Source organism: Kosmotoga olearia TBF 19.5.1 (assembly GCF_000023325.1).
GTDB classification, from domain to species: Bacteria; Thermotogota; Thermotogae; order Petrotogales; family Kosmotogaceae; genus Kosmotoga; species Kosmotoga olearia.
Map to the genome: position 1 here is coordinate 1152125 of NC_012785.1, position 19497 is coordinate 1171621.

Sequence of the window (19497 nt, forward strand, 5' to 3'; positions counted from 1 at the left end):
TAGAATGGGTATGTACCCCACCCCGTGGTATGGGGATTGTCCTGAAGAGGAGGGTAAGGATGTCTAAAATCAGAAAAGAATACATAGTTAAGGGAATGACCTGTGCGGCTTGTGTTAGAACTGTTGAAAAACTGGCTGCAAAAGTTGAAGGTGTCAAAAATCCTGTCGTGAGTCTCGCGTCGGAAAGGCTGATTTTTGAAACAGATACAGAAATAAACGAAGAAAAGCTTTTTCAGTTGATTAAAAGTGCCGGATACGAATTAGAGAAACCGCAAGACACCAGAAAAATCACCCTCGGGATCGATGGCATGACGTGTGCTTCCTGTGCAACAGCAGTAGAACGCTCCATTGGAAAACTCGAAGGAGTGCTTTCGGTATCAGTCAATCTAACCACGGAAAAAGCAATAATAGAATATGACCCTTCCCGTGTCAGAATTTCCAGTATAAAACATGCTGTCGAGAAAGCCGGTTATACGGCGAATATCATGACAACTCAAAGCTATGATAAAGATCGCGAGAGAAAAGAAACCTTGATTCGTTCTTACTGGAACAGATTTTTATTTTCTTCGATCTTTACCGTTCCCCTTCTTATAATCGCTATGGGACATATGTTAGGTGTTAAACTTCCTTCCTTTATTTCACCTGAAGCCAATCCGCTTAATTTCGCCTTGATCCAGCTCCTATTAACAATTCCTATCATTATAGCCGGAAAGGATTTTTATCTAAAAGGTATCCCTAACCTTTTACGGGGACATCCGAACATGGATACGCTTGTTGGGCTTGGTACAGGTGCTGCTGTAATTTACGGTGTCTTTGCAACGATTCAAATAGCATTGGGTAACTATTACTTTGTAGGAGACCTGTATTTCGAAACAGCAGGTGTAATAATTTCTCTCATCTCTTTAGGAAAGTATCTTGAAAATCTCTCCAAAGGAAGAACTTCTGAATCTATAAAAAAACTCATGAATTTAGCTCCTAAAACTGCATTTGTTAGAAAAAGCAACGGCTACGAAGAGATCCCTGTTGAAGAAGTTGAAGTCGGAGATATTCTGATGGTCAAAGCTGGTATGTCGATCCCTGTAGATGGTGTAGTAATTAGCGGTAACAGTACCGTTGACCAATCCATGCTTACCGGTGAATCTATTCCCGTTGATGTTAAGGAAGGTTCTAAGGTTATTGGCGGAACAGTCAATCTCAGTGGTGTTATTGAAATCAAAGCCACAGAAGTTGGAAGCGACACTACGCTAGCAAAAATAATCAAACTTGTAGAAGATGCACAAGCTTCAAAAGCTCCTATAGCCAGATTAGCTGATATTATCAGCGGATATTTCGTTCCCTTTGTTCTATTGATTGCAGGTATAACTTTTCTGGTTTGGTTTTTGCTGGGGTACGGCTTCACCTTTTCCCTGACAATGATGATCTCTGTTCTCGTTATCGCCTGCCCCTGTGCTCTCGGTCTGGCAACACCAACGGCTATAATGGTTGGAACAGGTCGAGGAGCGGAAATGGGAATTCTGTTTAAGAGCGGTGAGGCTCTTGAAATGACCCACAAAGTGAATGCTATCGTGTTCGATAAAACCGGGACGATAACCGAGGGTAAACCTAAATTACTTGATATTGTACCTTTGAATGGCTTCGATAAGGCTAAAGTACTAAAACTCGCTGCAAGTATGGGTGTTAAAAGTTCACATCCGCTGGATAAAGCTGTTGTCGAGGCTTATAAAGGTAATCTGCACAAAGTAGAAGATTTTGAGGCTATTCCAGGAAAAGGGATAGTTGCCAGGGTTAATGGGAAAGAGGTAAAGATTGGCAGCGTAAAATTTAATAAATCAAATACCAGAGAACTCGCTGACATCATCAAAAAGTTATCTGATGATGGGAAAACGCCTGTAGTTGTCACTTATGACGGTAGAGTAATCGGGGTACTTGGAATAGCAGATGTAATCAAACCTACTTCCAGAGAAGCTATAAGAAAGCTCAAAGAAAGAGGAACCAAAACCTTTATGGTTACGGGTGACAACAAAAGGACAGCACTCGCTATTGCACGTGAGGTAGGATTAGATGATGTGATGGCTGAGGTACTGCCTGAAAACAAAGCTTCCGTGATTAAGAAGCTGAAGAGCGAGGGCTACATAGTCGGAATGGTTGGTGATGGAATAAACGATTCGCCGGCTCTTGTAGAAGCAGATGTTGGAATTGCAATAGGTTCTGGTACCGATGTTGCAATAGAATCTGCGGATGTTGTTCTGATGAAGGACGACCTGAACGACGTTGTAAACGCGATAAAACTCTCAGATGCCACGATTAAGAACATCAAACAGAATCTTTTTTGGGCATTTTTTTACAACATAATAGGGATCCCCATAGCTGCAGGCGTTTTTTACATGATCTTCGGTCTAAAACTGAACCCGATGATCGCTGGAGCGGCTATGGCCTTTTCAAGTGTGAGCGTAGTTATGAATGCCTTGAGGTTAAAAAGAGTGAAGCTTGACTAGAATGATTCTCAACTCGAAAACACGGAGGTGTTAAAATGAAAGTTTTTATTGATGGAATGACCTGTAATCATTGTAAAATTAGAGTTGAAAAAGCCCTTGCAGAAATAGAAGGAATCAAAAGAGCGGTAGTAAATCTTGAAGGGGGCTTTGCCGTAGTCGAAACAGAAAAAGATATTCCAGTGGAAGTGTTGAAAGAAGTAATTGAGAACACAGGTTACACTTTTGTAAGGATTGAAAATTAAAAAAAGTTCTTCCTGATATTGGGGGTAAAATTATGGATTATTCAAAGCACGAACATCCAAAGCATTTTAAGGCACTTAAGGTTCTAAAAACTGCGCGTGGACAGATTGACGGCATCATTAAGATGATTGAAGAAGAGCGGTATTGTGTTGATATTTCCACCCAGTTGCTCGCGGTTATTGCGCTTTTAAAACGTGCTAACATTGAGATAATTAATAAGCACGTTGAAACCTGTGTTAGAGAAGCTGTTGAATCTGGAGAGGTGGAGGAAAAACTCGAAGAGCTTGAAATGCTCATGAAGTACATAGGAAAAACTTTCTGATTAATTGGAGCAACATAGGAGTAAAAACTAACGCTGAGATATTCAGCGTTAGTTTTTTATAAGGTTTATTAGTTTAGTGTGAGATGTGGTAGAGTAAGATTGAAAAAATTCAAGTAATTGCAGAAAAATTCAAAGGGAGTGGTAGAAGTGGATGTGAAGATCAGAGCGATGGAAAGGGAGGATTACCCTGCTTGGTATGAAATCAGGAACCTTCCGAAAGTTTGCGCCAACACTATGTCCATTCCTTACATATCTATGGAAAACGCAAAAAAGTATGTCGAACTCGATCTCGAAAACAGGGAAACAAGAACCCTGGTAGCTGAAGTAGACGGCAAAGTTGTCGGTTTTGCCAGCATTCATTTTATGAAAGGAAGACGGCGCCATATTGCCGGAATCGGTATGATGGTCCATGACGACTTTCACGGAAAAGGTATAGGTACCAAATTAATGGAGGCACTGATCGATCTTGCAGATAATTGGTACAATATACGCCGAATCCAGCTCGAGGTTTATGTGGACAACGAGCCTGCGATAAAACTTTACAAGAAATTCGGGTTTGAAATAGAGGGAAGGTTAAGAGACTTCTCTTTCCGAAATGGTGAATATATAGACGCTTACATAATGTCAAGGATAAAGAAAGATTGTGACTAAACACCGGTAGGGGTATAAACCTCTGTTGGGGAATGAACGGGGGTGTTTTTATGGCGAAACTGATGAGAGTAATAAACAGAGATCAATGCATTGGTTGTTATAGCTGCATGTACGCCTGTTCGAGAACATGGCAGCAAGTTATAACCGTTGAAAAAGCTGCTTTGAGGGTTAAAAATTACCCCGGTGTGGAAGGGGCGTTTTCGGTGAGGATATGCTACGGGTGTGAAAATCCCGATTGTGCAACGGCTTGCCCCACTAAAGCTCTCACCCCGAGAAAAGGCGGAGGAGTCGTTCTGGACAGCGAAAAATGTATCCACTGCGGGAAATGTATCGAAGCATGTGTTCCGGGAGCGCTGCAATGGGATACAGAGTTTGAAATTCCAATAGTGTGCCGTCATTGTGGCGTTTGCGCTTCTTACTGCCCGAACGATGTTCTCGCCCTTGTGGAGGTGGGAGAATGAGACGCTTCTACATGCTCGATATTGACCTGACAGATAATAAATGGGAAACTGTTGATGTTACCGAATTGTTCGAAGAATGGCTTGGTGGAACAGGCGTTGCAACGAAATTGCTCGTTGATTCCTGCCCTCCAAATGTGGATCCTCTTTCTCCTGAAGCTCCTGTAATATTTGCGATAGGCCCTTTAAACAACATGTTTCCTGTCATCACAAAAACCGTGTGCCTCTTTAAGTCACCCCTCACAGGTAATCTTGGTGAATCTCACGCTGGCGGGAGGCTCGGGTTGTCTCTCTACGAAGCCGGTTATCATGTTTTACGCATTCGTGGTAAAGCAAAAGAACCCTCTTACATAGTCATAGAGAACGATCGGGTAAAGCTTAAACAGGCCTATTCTTTAAAGGGAATGTCTGCACTGGCAACGGAAAGAGTTCTCAGAGATAGGGAGCATGGTATAGGAAAACGCTCTATTATCAGGATTGGCCCGGCGGGTGAAAGGCTTTCCCCCATTGCCTGTGTTACAGTTGATTCTTCGAGGCATTTTGGAAGACTCGGGCTTGGAGCTGTTCTCGGATCTAAAAATATAAAGGCACTCGTTATATCCGGGAATAAATACTGGAAGTTAACTGACAGGAAGCGCTACAACGCACTTTATCACAGGATATACAAGCAAGTTGTGGAATCAGAGGCGATGGCCAAATACCATGATCTAGGTACCGCAATGAACGTTGTCCCACTCAGCAAAATAAACGGACTACCAACACGAAACTTCTCTCAAGGTTTTTTCGAGGGTGCCGATAAGATCTCGGGCGAAGCTTTTGCAGAAAAGCATCTGGCACAGCAAATAGCCTGTGCGGGCTGTCAGATAGGTTGTATCCACATAGCAACATTCAGAGAAGCCTTTGACGAGAGGCACCATATGTATAAAACCTTGAAAGTATCATATGACCACGAATTGGTTTTTTCCTGGGGTTCCAATCTTTCAATAAATTCTACGGAGATGATCCTGAAGCTTCTACAATTTGTTGAAAAACAGGGATGGGACGCTATAAGCATGGGTGTAACCCTCGCATGGGCAACTGATGCTTTTCAACACGGCGTGATAAATGGAACACATACACTTGGTGAAATTTTGAATTTCGGTGATGGTGAAACCTATCTAAGAGTGTTAACCAGAATTGCACGGTCAGAAAATGAGTTTTATTCAGATCTAGAAAAGGGAGCCGCCTTTTGCTCACAGAAATACGGTTCCGCTGAGAACGCCATAGTATTTGGAAAAAACGAAGCTCCGGGATACATAACCGGCGTGAATGCTTTCCTGGGATACGCAACAGGTGTCAGACACTCTCATCTTGATAGCGCCGGATATTCCATCGACCAGAAAATGATTAATTCACCGGTTACCTTCGAAGAGCAGATTGAAGCTCTTTATAAAGAAGCACTCTGGAGAACCATCTTTAACTCCCTTGTCGGTTGTCTTTTTGCAAGAAAGATTTATGACAGAGAAACTATTCTTGAAGCTCTCGAGAGTGTCGGGATCGAAGGTTGGGATAAAGAAAGGATGGATATACTGTCTCATAAGATTCACGGATTGAAATATAAATTCAAATTGGATAACGGCTTCGATTTTGAAAGTCTAAGGTTGCCGAGGAAGCTGGCCGGTGTTTATACAACGACAGGCAAGTTAAGCGAAGAGGCATTTAATAAAGGGATAGCAATGTATCACTCTTTTGTTGAGAAAGATATAGAAATGGTAAGCTGAATATGAAACTCTAAAAAACAATAAGGACCCGGTAAGGGTCCTTATTTCTTATTATGCTTATTATTTTACTCAATTCCCGCGTATTCTTTTAAGGTGTCCAGGAATACGGGTGAAAGAACAATTCTCGTAAGAACCTTCTCTGCTTCCATTCTGAGATTTTTCATTCTTGGGTCATTCGTTGCTCTTTTAAGTAATTCCATTTTTTCTTGGGGTGGCAAGTCCCTGAAATTTTTGAGCCTTTCTTGAATGTATGGTGCATCTTTCAATGGCTTTTCTCTTAGCCCGTTTATGAACATTTCGCGAAATTGTGGGGAATTTCTCAGTCTGTCAAATACTCTATCTCTTGCCATTCGCATAAGTTTTTCCATTTGAGTCACCGTTAGGTTGTCTTTGATGACCTTTTGAGCGCCTTTAAGTGTTTCGAAGGTTTCACGGTTGTTTGCAATGAGTTTTTCTCTCAGTTTTTCGATAGCAGCGGTATCATCTTCGAGCATAGCCTTTTTCAGTTCGAGAAGAAGCTCTTCTTTTTGCTTCAAAAGAGAATCCAATTTCTCTCTCACTTCCGTGAGACCTTCAAAGATCTTCGTCGCTTGTTCTTTTGTTAATTCCATTTGTTTGAACACTTCGATAATTCTGATGCTTGCTTGTAGCTTGATGAGCTCCACTCTTTGAGCAATGTCACCATTAGCCGGTGGAACCGCAAAGGACATACCTACAAGAAGAACCGCAAACAACAAAAACGCAAGTGTCTTCTTCATAATTCAACCCCTCCTTTTTTGGAATCACACTGTTATGATTCGTTGAGAAAAAAGGAGGTTTAGATTCTAATAATTTTCTAATTTTTTGGAATAACTATAAAGGAGATAACGCTTCAGGATTGTTGGGGGTCTTCTTCGTTTTTTTTATCTTCATCTTCTTGATCTTGTTCTTTCAACACTGATCGGTAAATAAGATATCTTACATACATAGCAAAACCAATGATTATGATGCTCAAAAGAACAAGCAACCAGCGCCCGGTGAAAAATGAGCCAACGAGCGATAGGGTAAGGATGAAAACGAAGGGAAAATATATGAGGTCGAACAGCTTTCTCAGATTTTTCACTGTCAATCACCTACCATTTCCGTTTACAATCTCTGCTATCTTATCCCTCTAAGTAGATACTTCCATTTGACGCTACATTGACGTATAAGATTAAATCATCTAATTCAACAGATTTCGCCATGATGGTAACATCATCGTGAATGAATGAGAACTCTTCGGTAGGTACAAAGTGGACTCTACCAAAACGCATGTAAAGTTCGGTGATATGTGATCCTGTTACGGGTCTTCCAATGGTGGCAGAAACGCCGCGAAGAAAAAGGTACTCGAGTTCCTCGGGGGTTGGGAATCTTTTATCCAGAAACAAAACCTCATTTTCTACGGTTCCCAGGACAACTATCTCCTGTGACAGGTCAACCAGAGGCGCTCCCTCCAGTTTTTCATATTTTGCAAACAATTCAAGAGAGGTGCAGGTAAAACAAAAAGCTTTTCCAGCGTAAGATATAAGATCCGAAGGCTTCAGGAGCCTTAGAATTTTTCGGGATACAGGGTATTTTATTCTGACGGTAGGTTTTGTCAATATTCTCGCTCCCTCAGAGATCATTATTCGCTACAAAGTTCTCTAAAGAATCTATCATCGTCTGGATAGCTTTAAAATAATAATGGTAGAAATGTTCAAGATTCTTCAACCAGTAGGTTGAAGCGATCAGCGGGATTTCAAACACCGTTGCTGCGGGTTTTGCAAGCTTCATATCCGGTGTGATACTTGATGGTTTCAGTGTATCGTATTTTTCAATTAATTTCGTTCTCACAAACCTTGATAGTTCTATGATCGTTGAGATATCAATCTCTTTTCTTAGTCGTGGAATACCAAAAATTATCTTTACCCTATCCTGATACGGAAAGATAAAACTATCGCCCCATTTGAACTGTATCCATCTGCGAAAGGTTTTGACGTATATGTCGTAGAGTTCATCATCTATTTCTTTTGCCAGGCGCAGGTATCCTTTACCGGAAATCGAATCCTTTAGAATCTCTCTTTTCAGCAACCGCTCATTTCCTAAATATGAGATGAAATACAACCTTAGAGGTGCCTGAAGGATTGTTCTGACAATCTTTAGCTCCGTGGATTCTGGAAAAAGGTTACGATAGAGTTCCATGAGGGGTTCTGATACCTTTGATTCTTCTACTCGATAAATGGAACTTGTGGTTTCATAAGGCGATGTTGAAGAAATCGCAAAAAATCCCCTTCCTTCTGAATCCACAAAAAGTGAAAGTACCGGGAACATTTCAAGTTCGTCCTGTACTATCGTGGTGAGGAAATGCCCAAAACTCGTTTCGAGCACATCTTCCTTGTTTTTTAACAACTTGGCTTCTTCTTTGAACTCGAGTTCAAGTTCTACGTAGTACTTTTCTAAAATACCTTTGATTGACTCTGGTCCTTCGAACAATATCATCTTAATACCACCACCGATGAACGACCATAAACTTCTTTTGCTTCTTCCACAAATTCTTTATTACACTGCCTGGATAAAACGAAAAGAACCTTGCGCTTTACCAGAGGCAAATCAGTGTAACCATCGGTGAAAACTATGATACCTTCAGGTCTCAGGTTTTCCTGGGCGTAATCGATGGCTGGTTGTAGGTCAGTTTCACCGCGCCCTATGAGTTTCAAATCTTTCCACATTCCTTTACCGTATTTCATTACAGATTGCACGGTTTCATCTACCTGAACAAGCCAGATCCGCGAATCCGTCAATCTTGTGACAATATCTATTTCACTGAAAAAGGCATTGAATTCGTCTTCAATTATGCTTCCGCTGGTATCGAGAACGACAACAATTTTTGCCGCGTAATCGTTTCGCCACCCCGGTTGATCGTCGTATCTTCTATTTGGTCTCAAAGGGGTTCGATATCTTCCAACGTGTACCGATGAACCAAAGAATCGTCTGATCATCGTTCGCCAATCGAGTATTGGCCTATCGAGGAATAAAGTTACAACATGCTCCAGGCCTTCAGGAAGACCGTCTTTTGCCTTTCTGTAGGTTTCCGCAACAACGTTATTCAACAATTCCTGAACGAATTCTTTTGGGAGCTCGAAGTTTCCGAAGTCCTCGTGAGAATCGGTTTTTTCAAGGTTGGTCTCTATGAGCTCGAGGTCTATCGTTTTATTCTTTTTCATGAATTCTACTGCCCAATCGTGGTAATATTCAGCGGTTTGGTTTGGTAGAAATGCCGGTGGAGCAATGAACATTCTCTCATTATCTGTTCCGCACCCTTCCATCAAAAGTTCATCAAGGGGAAGGCTGAAAGCGTCGAGAACGGGTATGAATTGATTTATAGCTGCGTCCATGCATAAGTCCCAGAGTAGTCTGTCTCTTTTTTCCTTTACCGGTATCAAAATGTGGCCGTTGACTATATGAAGGGCCTCATGTTCAAGCAAGGCAACAACAAGTTCTAACGGTTTGTCTCTTAGTACTTCCGGATTGTACAGAAGTTGTAGATTACCTCTCGATGAAACCCTGAGCTTGAATGTCCTGACGGTGGAACTCCGAACTCTTTCTATAAATAAAAACAAATAGTTGTAAAAGGGACTTCTTCTTCCCAGCTCTATGACCGCTTCTTCGACGATATCCCTTCTAAACAAATCAATTCTCCCTCTTTTCAAGATAGTTGAGGACATCGGAATCTGTTGCCAGTTCTTCCAGTAAATTCTCAAAAAAGACTCTTTTTAAACCCTTTTCGTTTTCGAGTTGATAAGCGATGTGCCTTATTATGGCGAAGAAAGAATCTCTCGGAATAACCTTGCTCAACTTGAGGAGGTTAGAAGCTATCCTTGGTACACGTTCAAAGTATTCCTGAACCGCTTTATCATCGAGTTCAGATAGGAACTTCGTCAGTCTCGATACCATCGCGCTTACACCTGAAATATCCAGAGAAGACAATCGATTTAGCAATGGTTCGTCTAACTCAAGAAGAATCTCTTCTGCTTTGGGTAGCAGCTGTTTTCCACTTATCTGATCGATGAACGTTCTCGCTGCTTCTGGGCCGAGAATTCCGGCTGCAAGTACGTAACCGTATTTCTTGAGATCTTCAGAGCTAAAGGTTTTTAAAACCCTGCCGAGTTTATACCAGCTTCTTGGACTGGGACGAAGCTCCAGCCTCATGGAGACTATTGTATCCCTTGATAAAAATTCAGGATATTCCTTTATGAACTCATTGATTTCATTCGGAACTCCAACCTTTTTTGCCCATTCTATCCATTCCGTCGGTGTAGGTGTGATTTCAAGATGGAAAAAGCGAGACATGAAGGCAGGGTCGGTTATCAATTCGACCTGGTCGTATTCTTCATCTGGCGGGTTTGCCGCTGCCATTATCCAGCAACCCTCCGGAAGGAGATGATTGTGTATCCTTCTATCTATAAGAAGCTGCATGATAGCGTTTCTTATAGATCTATGTGCCCTGTTTATTTCATCTATCATAAGAATGACATTTCCATTTTCCGGCCACCAATCAGGTTTGAGGAAAACAGTTTTATTTTCATCTCGTGCAGGAAGACCTATCAGGTCTCCAGGCTCCATTTGTGAGATAACAAGTATTATGAGCTCTCTACCAGTTTCCTCCGCTATCTCCCTTGCAAGATCTGTTTTTCCGACACCGAAGTGCCCCCATACGAGAGGTATTTCTCCGGCCTCCATTATCTTTTTGCTCAGATATTTTACCTCTTCGACTCTCAAATCTATCCCTCCAGGAATTGCCAATGTACTTCTAAAAACTAGCTTAATTTTACTGCAAAACAGTGCTCTAATCCTCATTATAGCACAAGATTTTTAACGACCACCATGCGCTTGTTACCCACAGGGTAACGGGAATAAGCACCCCAAAGAAGATCTTCATTTGAGGTGTTTCTGGAATCCTCAAGAATTTGAGAAAGGTTCCCAGACCATCCGTAACATATAAAGTTAAAGGAAGGGATGTAAAAAGAGGTATGACACTGCTGAACAGAAAAGAAACAATAGCTCCTGTTATGGTGAGAGCTTTGAACACATTCTTGCTTTCGCCTGTCCCGTGGTGTTTTTCGAGTGTTCCTCCAACAAGGGAGAGTACAAAAATTGTAGGAATCATGAAAGGTGTGAACAGCCTCAGGAAGTTGCTTATGCTTGGAATTTTGATCGTAAGGTACTGATAGATGCCAAAGACAATTAGCGAATAAATGAAAGTTATAATCAATGCTTTTGCCAGTACCGGTTTTATGCCCTTTCGCGGCAGTGCTGCATTATAATCGCCAACCTGCCTTTCGAAGGCAGAAATGGCCGTTGAGGAGATCGTTGTGTAGTTGCATATGAGGAAGATCAGCAGGCTCAAAAGCTGCAGTATCCCTCCTCCCCTTAACAAAGACGGATTTGTCAGAACTATCGCTGGAATAAAAAAGGTTGGATACAAAAAGGCGAAAGCCAGCTTTGGCTCCCTAAGGATTAAAAGCAGATCCTTTCTGAGAAATGCCAAGAAAGGCAAAGGCATGTACAATCCTCTGAATCCTCTGCGGTATTTCTCCCCTGTGAACTTGACCACAAACGATTCAGGGTCTTTCTGTATAGCGCAATATTCAGGAGCTCTAAAGCTCTAAATACCAATCCGGTGTATGCAAGAAACAGTATCCGTTCTTTTAATCCCCGGTTAACGCGTTCACGAAGGGAGACCAGGGCAGGTGTTTTTGGGCAACGAGTGTCTGGAGATTCTTCAATTTCTCAGCAACTTCCAGAGGCTGGGCAATATCTATCGCTGAAAAGTCCATCAATCTCAAGGTAAAGACGAAGGCAAGGAGGGTGATCCCCGTCATGAGGGTTGATATCACCTTCATAAAACGTCCCCTGGCTATGAAAACGATCCCGAATGATATCATTGTGGCTATTGCGAAGATGAAGAGGATATATATCAGGAGAAGCATGACGGAGATCCAGAAACGTGTCCCAACAAAACCGAGCCCATAGAGAGCACTCAAGAACACGGGGACGAATAGAGTTATCGGTAATCCACCGGTTGCAAGGACTTCCAGCAACTGTACCTTAAAGATCGTTGTTGATTTCACGGGTGTCGTTCTGAGGAACTGAAGGCGTTCTGAAAAAAACAGGTTCGATATGGTAACAGGAAGTTCGCTTCCCAGCATGATGATGAATATGATTGAGGACAAAAACGAGATGATAATGCGCTCAAAATCAATCCCGGCAAGCTCATCGAGTTGCCCGGAAAGACCGGCAATTTTCTGAAAGCTGGGTATAAACACCTCTGTCAAGTAAAAGAGAAAGGGGACAGCAAGAAAAACTAAAAGAGCAAAAGTTGTTATAATTACTGCGAGCCCTTTTATTCCGTAGCGGGATAGCATATGGAATTTTTCCTTTGATCTCCACTTTATAAGAGAAAGAAAGATTTTCATACTTTAATTTTACCCGAGGTACAGAATATGTGGATTATAATTTTGCTCTTTGGAATCACTTTAGTGGTTGCTCTTTTAGTTAAAGGTTATCAGGAGCCGGATGAAGAAACTGATCTTGCCGATTTGGGCACGTTCGATATAACATTTTCACCCCACGCACTGAAACGAATAAAGGAAAGAGAGATCAATCCTGAGGAGATAATAAAACTCCTGAAGGATAAAGATTCTCATGCTGAAATAGAAGCAGGTGGAAGGATAAAAGTGACAAACGGAGATTTGACCGTTATAATTACCAAGAACGGATCATCGCTTTACGTACTCACAGTCTTTTGGGAAGAGACAAAATAGTGTTAAATCACTGAATTTACTGGTGGGAGGTTTGTTATGAAGAATTTTTTTGGGCCTGTGTTGCTGTTTTTGGTTTTGCTCTTTGCTTCCTGTCATCCAATTGATAACCCAATTGACGGTGATGGCCTGATTCTTTTTGACGAAGGTCACGCCCAGACAGCCGGGAATGCTGATTGGGTGATCGACGGAGGATATTCGGAATTCGCGGATGCCCTCAAAGAAAAAGGGTATTCAGTTGAAAGTACCGATGATCCTTTTGATTATTCCACACTTGCACGTTATGATGTCGTTATTATCCCTGAGCCCAATATCCGATTTAGCTCTGATGAAATAAGTGCGCTGAAACGATACGTTGAAAATGGTGGAAGTGTCTTCTTCATTGGAAACCATAGCGGAGCAGACAGGAATAATGACGGCTGGGATCCGGTTGAGATCTTCAATGAGGTTGTTAATGATGATTTTGGATTTAGATTTGACAGCAATACCGTCAGCGAGGACCCAATTGAAGATATTTTAGTAACACCGATTACTTACGGTGTGAATGCAGTAGGAATGTGGGCTGGCAGTACCATAACCATTATCAATGATTCAAAGGTCCATGTTGCTATTAGGGCTTATGAGAAGCCTTATGTTGTTTATGGTTATTACGGAAGCGGAAAATTTGTAGCGATTGGTGACAGCTCGCCCTTTGACGATGGGGATGGCGATCCCGGAGACAATCTCTACGATAATTGGTATGATTATGATGATAGCGTTCTGGCTGTGAATATCGTTGATTGGTTGAGCAAGTAAGGGAAAAACTGTTTTGTGAAAGAGTTTAGTCAACGAGAGAGAATAATTATGTATGTAGCATTTAGTTTATGTGGCAGCACTGTCTGCAATAAAAAGGTGTAATATTTTAAAAACCATCCCAAATTCGTAGTAGAAGAAATAAAAGCATACTAAAATAATTCAGTTAAAAAGGGGATTTCCGAAGAGTAGCGTCACGGCGCTAAAAGATGGAAAACAAAGGTGATGGATATAATATATTTGAAAGTGTTGCTAAACGGAGTATAATAGATTAAGAGTCACATGATTTTGATGAATTCTTACGAGTTGCGATTCAATCCCTGACTTTGTTTTTCAAGGAATTTATGCTTGACGAAAAGAGTTTAACCATACCACATAGAGGGGGGGAAATTAGGTGAAAAGGATTTACTTGATTTTGGCTCTTTTGGTTGTTTTAGTACTTTCGAGTTGTATGCTTTTCAAGAATGATCCACCACTTATTTCACTTCACAGTACAGTTACGGAGGGGCAGGAAATTGCTCCAAAGACGATGGTTAGTTTTTCCTGGTCAGTATTGGATTCCGCAGACGATCCCCTTACGGTTAAATTTACCCTGAAAAAAGATGGCGAAGTGATTTTAGAAGAAGCGGGGATCAATGAAAAAACCGTGGCTATAGAAGAAGAAGGGCATTATACGGTTGTAATAACTGCTAACGACGGAAAGAATGTAACCACTGAAGAATTGAACTTTAAAGCAACGAACCTGGTCACGGAGCTTTATCAGTCAGACAGTGGCCTCATATATTTAGACAGGAATCAATGGTTTGATTATGCTGAAGATGCTGAAGGTGACATCTTAATTCGTTTTTACAAGGCAGAGGTTGATGAAACGGGAGAGGGTACCTATACTCGCATAAGATTGAACCTGGTTGATACGGACGGAGATGGATTGGGAGATGCCTGGGAAGAAATACCGAATGATCGTCCGGATCTGCAAGACTGGATTTCTTGCCCAGCAACTCTCACAGCATACGATACAACCTGGCAATTCTATCAGTTGATGTACGGTGAGGATTTCATACGCTGTAGATATTATGGAACCAGCGGTACTTATCAAGGTTACGTGTTAGTGGACACTTTAGCAGAGGTTGGGTTCGAACTTGGAGTCCCCTATTCAAGGTATATTTACATGGATACCCCATATGGTCCCATTGGGGATTATAAAGGGTTCATGTTGAGGGAGAGGTATGATTCGGATTCAAAACCTGTTTTTAGTATTGAAGCCACACCTACCAGTGTCTCTACCGGTGCTACATTCACAGTGAAGGTCGTTGGGAAAAATGTAGCGGATTTTGCAAAGCTTTATGATACAAGGTACATGCAGCTTTCCCTCTGGAAGGATAGTGGAATAACGCTCGAGAGCGTTGATTTTAGCGACTTTATGGATGGTTTTGCCGATGTTTCCGCATACAATGTTAACGACAACTCAGTAACCCTTTATAAAGGTTTTACCGTTGATAAGGATGAACCGGAAGAAGCCTCGGATGTTTTTGCTGTTTTGACCTTTAAAGTCAACGATGACTTTGATGGTTCCGAGATTTCCCTTGGCTTGGCGTATGAAGGTTGGTGGACAGGTTATGGCGATTATGTTGACCTGCCCAATCCGATTTTTAGGGATAAAGACAACAAAGCGCTTGATGGGTTCGTAATTGACTACGTTCCGGTAACAGTAAGCGTTGAGTCAGCGGACTAAGGGGGTGAAGACATGAGGCGAACAATTCTTTTGCTTATCGTGGTGTTGGCTATTGTTTCAATAGGATTGGCTGATTTGAAGTCCGAGGCTTCTGCTAACCAGTCAATCATAAACGAGTCGATTAGATCCGCTGGCCTATTGTGGAATGCAGGGCTTAGCGAGGAATTTATAGAGAAATACGAGGCCTTTAACCTAAACAGCCTCGAGGAATTGTTTTCTAGACTCAGCGGATATGTATTCCTTCCTGGCGAGGTTCAGTTGAAAATAGATGAATATGTCAAAAAAATCTATGAGCAGGGGTTAAAAGGAAAGGTCACAATCGATGGCATGACCACGACCGATGATCTGATAATGGCTTCATACGTGTTCTTGCAACCTGAAACAGTGCCAGATGATACTTTTTACAGGATTGAGCCTGTAAGGGATCAGTACTATCATGGCAGTTGTTGGGCTTTCGCGACGTCTGGTTCCTTTGAAAGCGCTAGAGCCGTACAGGAGCTCGGTGAAATAGACGGGAATGCCGACAACATTTTTGATTACTCCGAGCGATGGTGTGCTTATCATAACATCGACTGGGATGTTTATTATGCTACTGGATACGAATATGTGCAGGACAGGAACAGCCTTGAGGGCGGTAATAGTTACTTCGCTATGTATAATGCTGTAAGATATGGAATGATGGAAGAACAGTATGCCCCATATTCCGAAGTTTTTATGGTTACTGACGAGGTTATACCGCTGCCTCCATCAGCGTACGGTGCTCCCAGAGTGAGGTCGTCCAAGACAATAATGATCCCGAGCGCCTATACTTTCAAGGACTTAGGGTATACATACGAGCAATATCTTGACATTATCCAGCTAGCAATTGCAGAGTACGGTTCCCTTGCTGTATCATTTTATGTCCCTTCTGATCTTTACTATTATGAAAAGGGCATTTACACCCCTTCTCCAGGAGCATACAACACCGGAGGACATGCGGTAACGTTGGTTGGTTGGGCAAAAGCGGAAGATCTGGACGATATAGTTCTGGCGGGCAAGATAAACCCTGATGCAGCACCTGTTATCGAAGAAGAGATCGAGTCTTATGAATATTATGATCCTACGTTAGATGCTACATTTGTCGCTGATATGTTCTGGATAATCAAAAACTCCTGGGGCTATTCCTGGGGGGATGGCGGCTACTTTGTTGTTCCTGTTATCACTGAAGAACAATATAATAGTGAAGAAATAGGTTGGTGGCAGATAGAATCCCGTTCAATGTTTGTCCCTGTGTTTGATACCCTTGAGGAACACGCTGCCGATGATCTTGATATCAATGGAGACGGGGTCGTTAATCTTCAGGACTTCAGTGCACTGGTTAATTACATCGGTAGCGAAGATGAGGAAATAATAGCCAAATGTGACCTTTCTTACCCGAAAGATGGAGTAATAAACGGTGAAGATGTGGCTGCCTGGATATATCTTTACAACAATAGATAAGGCAGATTTGTAGCAGATAAAGCGGAACCTTTTTATAAAGGTTCCGCTTTTTTGCTATTTTGTATTAATGCATCATCGATACTTATTCTTGTTTTGAAATCAGGTATCTATCTTGGCTTTCGTGTTCTTCCCTCTTCTGACCTGTTGAATAAAAAATACCAGGGAACCCACAACGATCACAAAATGATAAGTCAACAACCTCCAGAGGGTAACGCTTATAGCTATAAGATCTTTGGGGACAGCGTCTTTCAGCATGAAAAAAAGCCCTGCTTCGAGCGCGCCGCTCGCACCGGGGGTCGGTACATAAAAAGCCACAAGAAACAGCAGCTCCTGGACCCCCCAAACATCAAGAAAAGAAGCCGTTACAGGTTTTCCAGAGGTCTTTGATAGCCCGATGATGAGGAAATACAGGATGAATTTGAAAACCATGCTGAAAAGAATAGCGAGCCCAACATCCACGAACATGTAGTGAGGGCCTTTGCGCCAGATGAAATGCATGTAATAGTTAAATTCCTCAAAGTTTTTAAGCAGTCTCTCGCGAACTTCGTCGGGTTCGCAGTTCAGCCACTTCGCAAATAACTTACGTAAAAACTTTGGTTTTACAAGAAGATCTACGAGTCTTGTGAGAAGTTTCCGGGAATAAGAGAGAGTAGTCAACAACACCAAAAGGGCAAAGGTAAAAAAAGCACCCAGAAAAGCAAGAATTCCAATTCCTGGTATATTCAAAAAACTTCTCCAGTATTTAGGAAGAAAGAAGATCGCCAGGGTAAGTATGGCTATATTTGTCATAACATAACGTGAGACGATTACAGCCGCGGCTGTTGTAACGTCTATGCCTTTTTTGGTTAAATCGTATATCTGGAATGGCTGCCCACCAGCAGCGAAGGGAGTTATGTTGTTGAAGTACTGCATGAGGAGATTGTTAGTGAAAGCATATGAATATTTGAATTTTATTCCAAAGGCTCTGAGAAGCAGAAGGGTTCTGAGGGCGTTTATAGACAATGCTATCAAATACAACAGAAGTGCGCCAAGGATCCACTGAAACGGAAGCTTCAGGAAAAGAGAAAGATCCAGTTCTTCTCCTGTAAGAGCCAATATAGCTAAAATAACGATAACACTTATAAGAATCGCGTAGACTATATTCTTTGATGAGGCTTGCCGTTTAACTCCCTTTTCTTTCATACATGCTCCTTTTGGCATTTTTTTGCTTTGAAATTATAACATGCCAACTATTTTTCGCTTTTTAGTGTTTCCAGTACGTGAGGTCATTACCACCGAATATTTTGAAAACGATTTTTCATTCAATACCCGATTTTAAATAATGGCAAGGGATTTTTGGATAATATGGGATAATCAACGTCATTGAGTGAATATTGGTTTTGTAAACGTTTGACACGCTTTCGATTCTGTTGATAGAAATTGTGCAAAGTGGGTGAGATGCACGCTAAAGTAATTAGTTTTAGTAATTGGTTAGTTACTATAAAAGGAATTGATAATAGAGCATTTCTTTTTAGTTTTATTAATGGGCGTTAGGTAAATTTTGAAATGCTCTGATTATTTTAATTTAAAGCCTCCCTATGGTATACTTTCAGCTAAAATACGGCAAAGATTAGCCACTATCTATTGGGGAGGTGTTGTTGTGAGAAGACTAGTTGTAGTATTGTTGATTTTATCCATGGGGATTATATCGCTTGGGGCGATCAAGATAGGGGTTGTCTTGCCGATGACAGGCGGGATTGCCGCTTTTGGAAGAATGGTCTGGGAAGGAGTAGAGATTGCACGTGAATTGTTTCCTACCGCTCTTGGACAGGAAATAGAGCTTGTGTTGCTTGACAATCGTAGTGACAAGGTTGAAGCTGCCAACGCCGTAAGGCGTGCAATTGAACACGAAAAAGTGCTGGCAATTCTTGGGGAAATTGCGAGTTCTCACACTCTGGCTGGAGGGGCTGTTGCTGAAGAAAAACGTACTCCGATGGTTTCACCTTCTTCGACCAATCCTCTTGTGACCTCAGGGAAAAAGTATGTTTCTCGTGTGTGTTTTATCGATCCATTCCAGGGTTGGGCTGCAGCCAAACTCGCTTTTGAAAATCTTGATGCGAGAAACGTTGCGATCTTCATGGATGTTGAACAGGACTATGCTGTTGGTCTGGCAAACTTCTTCAAAAAGACCTTCCTTGAACTTGGAGGCACTGTTTTCTTCGAATACTACAAAACTGGAGACCAGGATTTCTCTGCACAGGTGTATGACGCTCTTATGAGAGGTGCCGATGCTTTCTTCATTCCCGGGTACTACCAGGAGATTGCACTTATAGCTATTCAGGCAAGGCAACTGGGTTTCTACGGTCCGCTCGTAACCGGTGACGGTGCGGATGCTCCCGAAACTATCTCCATCGGTGGAGATGCTGTCAATGGTCTTTACTTCACAACCCATTACCATCCAGATAGTCCAGCTGTTACAGAAAATGCCAAGCTCTTCTTAGAAAAGTTCAGAGAAAAGTATGGAAAAGAACCGGCAGCTCTCAGTGCTCTTGGTTTTGATGCGTACATGGTTATAAGGGATGCCATAATCAGGGCTGGATCTCTCGATAAAGATGCTATCGCGGAAGAAATAAGAAAAACGAAGAACTTCCCGGGAGCTACCGGAATCATCAACATCGATTCCAACGGGGATGCGGTAAAATCTGTGGCAATAGTAAAAATAGAAGACGGCAAATTCAAGTACGAGACCACTATAAATCCATAACATGATT

At 41.9% G+C, this 19497-nt stretch carries 20 protein-coding genes; 11 read left to right on the plus strand and 9 right to left on the minus strand.

The window, feature by feature from the left end; genetic code table 11:
* Positions 1-59 precede the first annotated feature (59 nt).
* From KOLE_RS05460 to KOLE_RS05485, 6 genes are all read left to right on the plus strand, one after another.
* Positions 60-2495 carry a heavy metal translocating P-type ATPase gene (locus KOLE_RS05460; RefSeq protein WP_015868443.1) on the plus strand — a complete coding sequence of 812 codons (2436 nt, stop codon included), beginning with the start codon at positions 60-62 and terminating at the stop codon, positions 2493-2495.
* Positions 2496-2530: 35 nt separating this feature from the next.
* Positions 2531-2737, plus strand: coding sequence for a heavy-metal-associated domain-containing protein (locus KOLE_RS05465; RefSeq protein ID WP_015868444.1), 207 nt, complete (start codon positions 2531-2533; stop codon positions 2735-2737).
* A gap of 32 nt (positions 2738-2769) precedes the next feature.
* Complete coding sequence (locus KOLE_RS05470) at positions 2770-3057, plus strand: metal-sensing transcriptional repressor (protein WP_015868445.1); 288 nt, start codon at positions 2770-2772, stop codon at positions 3055-3057.
* 147 nt (positions 3058-3204) lie between these two features.
* Positions 3205-3708, plus strand: a complete 504-nt coding sequence (locus KOLE_RS05475) for a GNAT family N-acetyltransferase (RefSeq protein WP_015868446.1) — start codon at positions 3205-3207, stop codon at positions 3706-3708.
* Between the two features lie 50 nt (positions 3709-3758).
* Positions 3759-4169 (plus strand): 4Fe-4S dicluster domain-containing protein, encoded by a 411-nt coding sequence (locus tag KOLE_RS05480; protein ID WP_015868447.1) that lies wholly within the window; start codon positions 3759-3761, stop codon positions 4167-4169.
* Entirely contained in the window at positions 4166-5926 is a 1761-nt protein-coding gene (locus KOLE_RS05485; RefSeq protein ID WP_015868448.1) for an aldehyde ferredoxin oxidoreductase N-terminal domain-containing protein, read from the plus strand. Before KOLE_RS05480 ends, KOLE_RS05485 begins: the two co-directional genes overlap by 4 nt.
* 65 nt (positions 5927-5991) lie before the next feature.
* Here KOLE_RS05485 and KOLE_RS05490 read toward each other — a convergent pair whose 3' ends face one another.
* From KOLE_RS05490 to KOLE_RS05525, 8 genes are all read right to left on the minus strand, one after another.
* On the minus strand, positions 5992-6684 hold the full coding sequence (locus tag KOLE_RS05490) for a hypothetical protein (RefSeq protein ID WP_015868449.1): 693 nt from the start codon (positions 6682-6684) through the stop codon (positions 5992-5994).
* A 113-nt stretch (positions 6685-6797) separates the two neighbouring features.
* Positions 6798-7028, minus strand: coding sequence for a hypothetical protein (locus KOLE_RS05495; protein WP_015868450.1), 231 nt, complete (start codon positions 7026-7028; stop codon positions 6798-6800).
* Positions 7029-7068: 40 nt separating this feature from the next.
* Positions 7069-7545: a hypothetical protein gene (locus tag KOLE_RS05500; RefSeq protein ID WP_015868451.1), complete on the minus strand. Its 477-nt coding sequence runs from the start codon at positions 7543-7545 to the stop codon at positions 7069-7071.
* 13 nt (positions 7546-7558) lie between these two features.
* Positions 7559-8422 (minus strand): DUF4895 domain-containing protein, encoded by an 864-nt coding sequence (locus KOLE_RS05505; protein ID WP_015868452.1) that lies wholly within the window; start codon positions 8420-8422, stop codon positions 7559-7561.
* Complete coding sequence (locus tag KOLE_RS05510; RefSeq protein ID WP_015868453.1) at positions 8419-9612, minus strand: vWA domain-containing protein; 1194 nt, start codon at positions 9610-9612, stop codon at positions 8419-8421. The genes KOLE_RS05505 and KOLE_RS05510 overlap by 4 nt, the downstream gene beginning before the upstream one ends.
* Before the next feature lies 1 nt (position 9613).
* Positions 9614-10702, minus strand: a complete 1089-nt coding sequence (locus tag KOLE_RS05515; RefSeq protein WP_015868454.1) for an AAA family ATPase — start codon at positions 10700-10702, stop codon at positions 9614-9616.
* A 67-nt stretch (positions 10703-10769) separates the two neighbouring features.
* Positions 10770-11486 (minus strand): hypothetical protein, encoded by a 717-nt coding sequence (locus KOLE_RS05520; protein WP_015868455.1) that lies wholly within the window; start codon positions 11484-11486, stop codon positions 10770-10772.
* 145 nt (positions 11487-11631) lie between these two features.
* On the minus strand, positions 11632-12399 hold the full coding sequence (locus KOLE_RS05525) for a putative ABC transporter permease subunit (protein ID WP_049753254.1): 768 nt from the start codon (positions 12397-12399) through the stop codon (positions 11632-11634).
* 27 nt (positions 12400-12426) lie between these two features.
* Between KOLE_RS05525 and KOLE_RS05530 the strand changes: the two genes are divergently transcribed.
* From KOLE_RS05530 to KOLE_RS05545, 4 genes are all read left to right on the plus strand, one after another.
* Positions 12427-12747, plus strand: a complete 321-nt coding sequence (locus KOLE_RS05530) for a DUF4258 domain-containing protein (protein ID WP_015868457.1) — start codon at positions 12427-12429, stop codon at positions 12745-12747.
* A gap of 36 nt (positions 12748-12783) precedes the next feature.
* Positions 12784-13539, plus strand: coding sequence for a DUF4350 domain-containing protein (locus tag KOLE_RS05535; protein WP_015868458.1), 756 nt, complete (start codon positions 12784-12786; stop codon positions 13537-13539).
* Between the two features lie 391 nt (positions 13540-13930).
* Positions 13931-15268, plus strand: coding sequence for a hypothetical protein (locus KOLE_RS05540; protein WP_015868459.1), 1338 nt, complete (start codon positions 13931-13933; stop codon positions 15266-15268).
* Between the two features lie 12 nt (positions 15269-15280).
* On the plus strand, positions 15281-16747 hold the full coding sequence (locus KOLE_RS05545) for a C1 family peptidase (RefSeq protein ID WP_015868460.1): 1467 nt from the start codon (positions 15281-15283) through the stop codon (positions 16745-16747).
* Between the two features lie 99 nt (positions 16748-16846).
* Here KOLE_RS05545 and KOLE_RS05550 read toward each other — a convergent pair whose 3' ends face one another.
* Positions 16847-17929, minus strand: coding sequence for a lysylphosphatidylglycerol synthase transmembrane domain-containing protein (locus KOLE_RS05550; protein ID WP_015868461.1), 1083 nt, complete (start codon positions 17927-17929; stop codon positions 16847-16849).
* Positions 17930-18386: 457 nt separating this feature from the next.
* Between KOLE_RS05550 and KOLE_RS05555 the strand changes: the two genes are divergently transcribed.
* Positions 18387-19490: an ABC transporter substrate-binding protein gene (locus KOLE_RS05555; RefSeq protein ID WP_015868462.1), complete on the plus strand. Its 1104-nt coding sequence runs from the start codon at positions 18387-18389 to the stop codon at positions 19488-19490.
* The last annotated feature ends 7 nt before the right edge of the window (positions 19491-19497 follow it).

Coding starts and splice junctions, on each gene's coding strand:
- KOLE_RS05460 (WP_015868443.1), top strand. CDS start 60: ATGTCTAAAATCAGAAAAGAATACATAGTTAAGGGAATGACCTGTGCG.
- KOLE_RS05465 (WP_015868444.1), top strand. CDS start 2,531: ATGAAAGTTTTTATTGATGGAATGACCTGTAATCATTGTAAAATTAGA.
- KOLE_RS05470 (WP_015868445.1), top strand. CDS start 2,770: ATGGATTATTCAAAGCACGAACATCCAAAGCATTTTAAGGCACTTAAG.
- KOLE_RS05480 (WP_015868447.1), top strand. CDS start 3,759: ATGGCGAAACTGATGAGAGTAATAAACAGAGATCAATGCATTGGTTGT.
- KOLE_RS05485 (WP_015868448.1), top strand. CDS start 4,166: ATGAGACGCTTCTACATGCTCGATATTGACCTGACAGATAATAAATGG.
- KOLE_RS05490 (WP_015868449.1), bottom strand. CDS start 6,684: ATGAAGAAGACACTTGCGTTTTTGTTGTTTGCGGTTCTTCTTGTAGGT.
- KOLE_RS05505 (WP_015868452.1), bottom strand. CDS start 8,422: ATGATATTGTTCGAAGGACCAGAGTCAATCAAAGGTATTTTAGAAAAG.
- KOLE_RS05520 (WP_015868455.1), bottom strand. CDS start 11,486: ATGCCTTTGCCTTTCTTGGCATTTCTCAGAAAGGATCTGCTTTTAATC.
- KOLE_RS05525 (WP_049753254.1), bottom strand. CDS start 12,399: ATGAAAATCTTTCTTTCTCTTATAAAGTGGAGATCAAAGGAAAAATTC.
- KOLE_RS05530 (WP_015868457.1), top strand. CDS start 12,427: ATGTGGATTATAATTTTGCTCTTTGGAATCACTTTAGTGGTTGCTCTT.
- KOLE_RS05535 (WP_015868458.1), top strand. CDS start 12,784: ATGAAGAATTTTTTTGGGCCTGTGTTGCTGTTTTTGGTTTTGCTCTTT.
- KOLE_RS05545 (WP_015868460.1), top strand. CDS start 15,281: ATGAGGCGAACAATTCTTTTGCTTATCGTGGTGTTGGCTATTGTTTCA.
- KOLE_RS05550 (WP_015868461.1), bottom strand. CDS start 17,929: ATGAAAGAAAAGGGAGTTAAACGGCAAGCCTCATCAAAGAATATAGTC.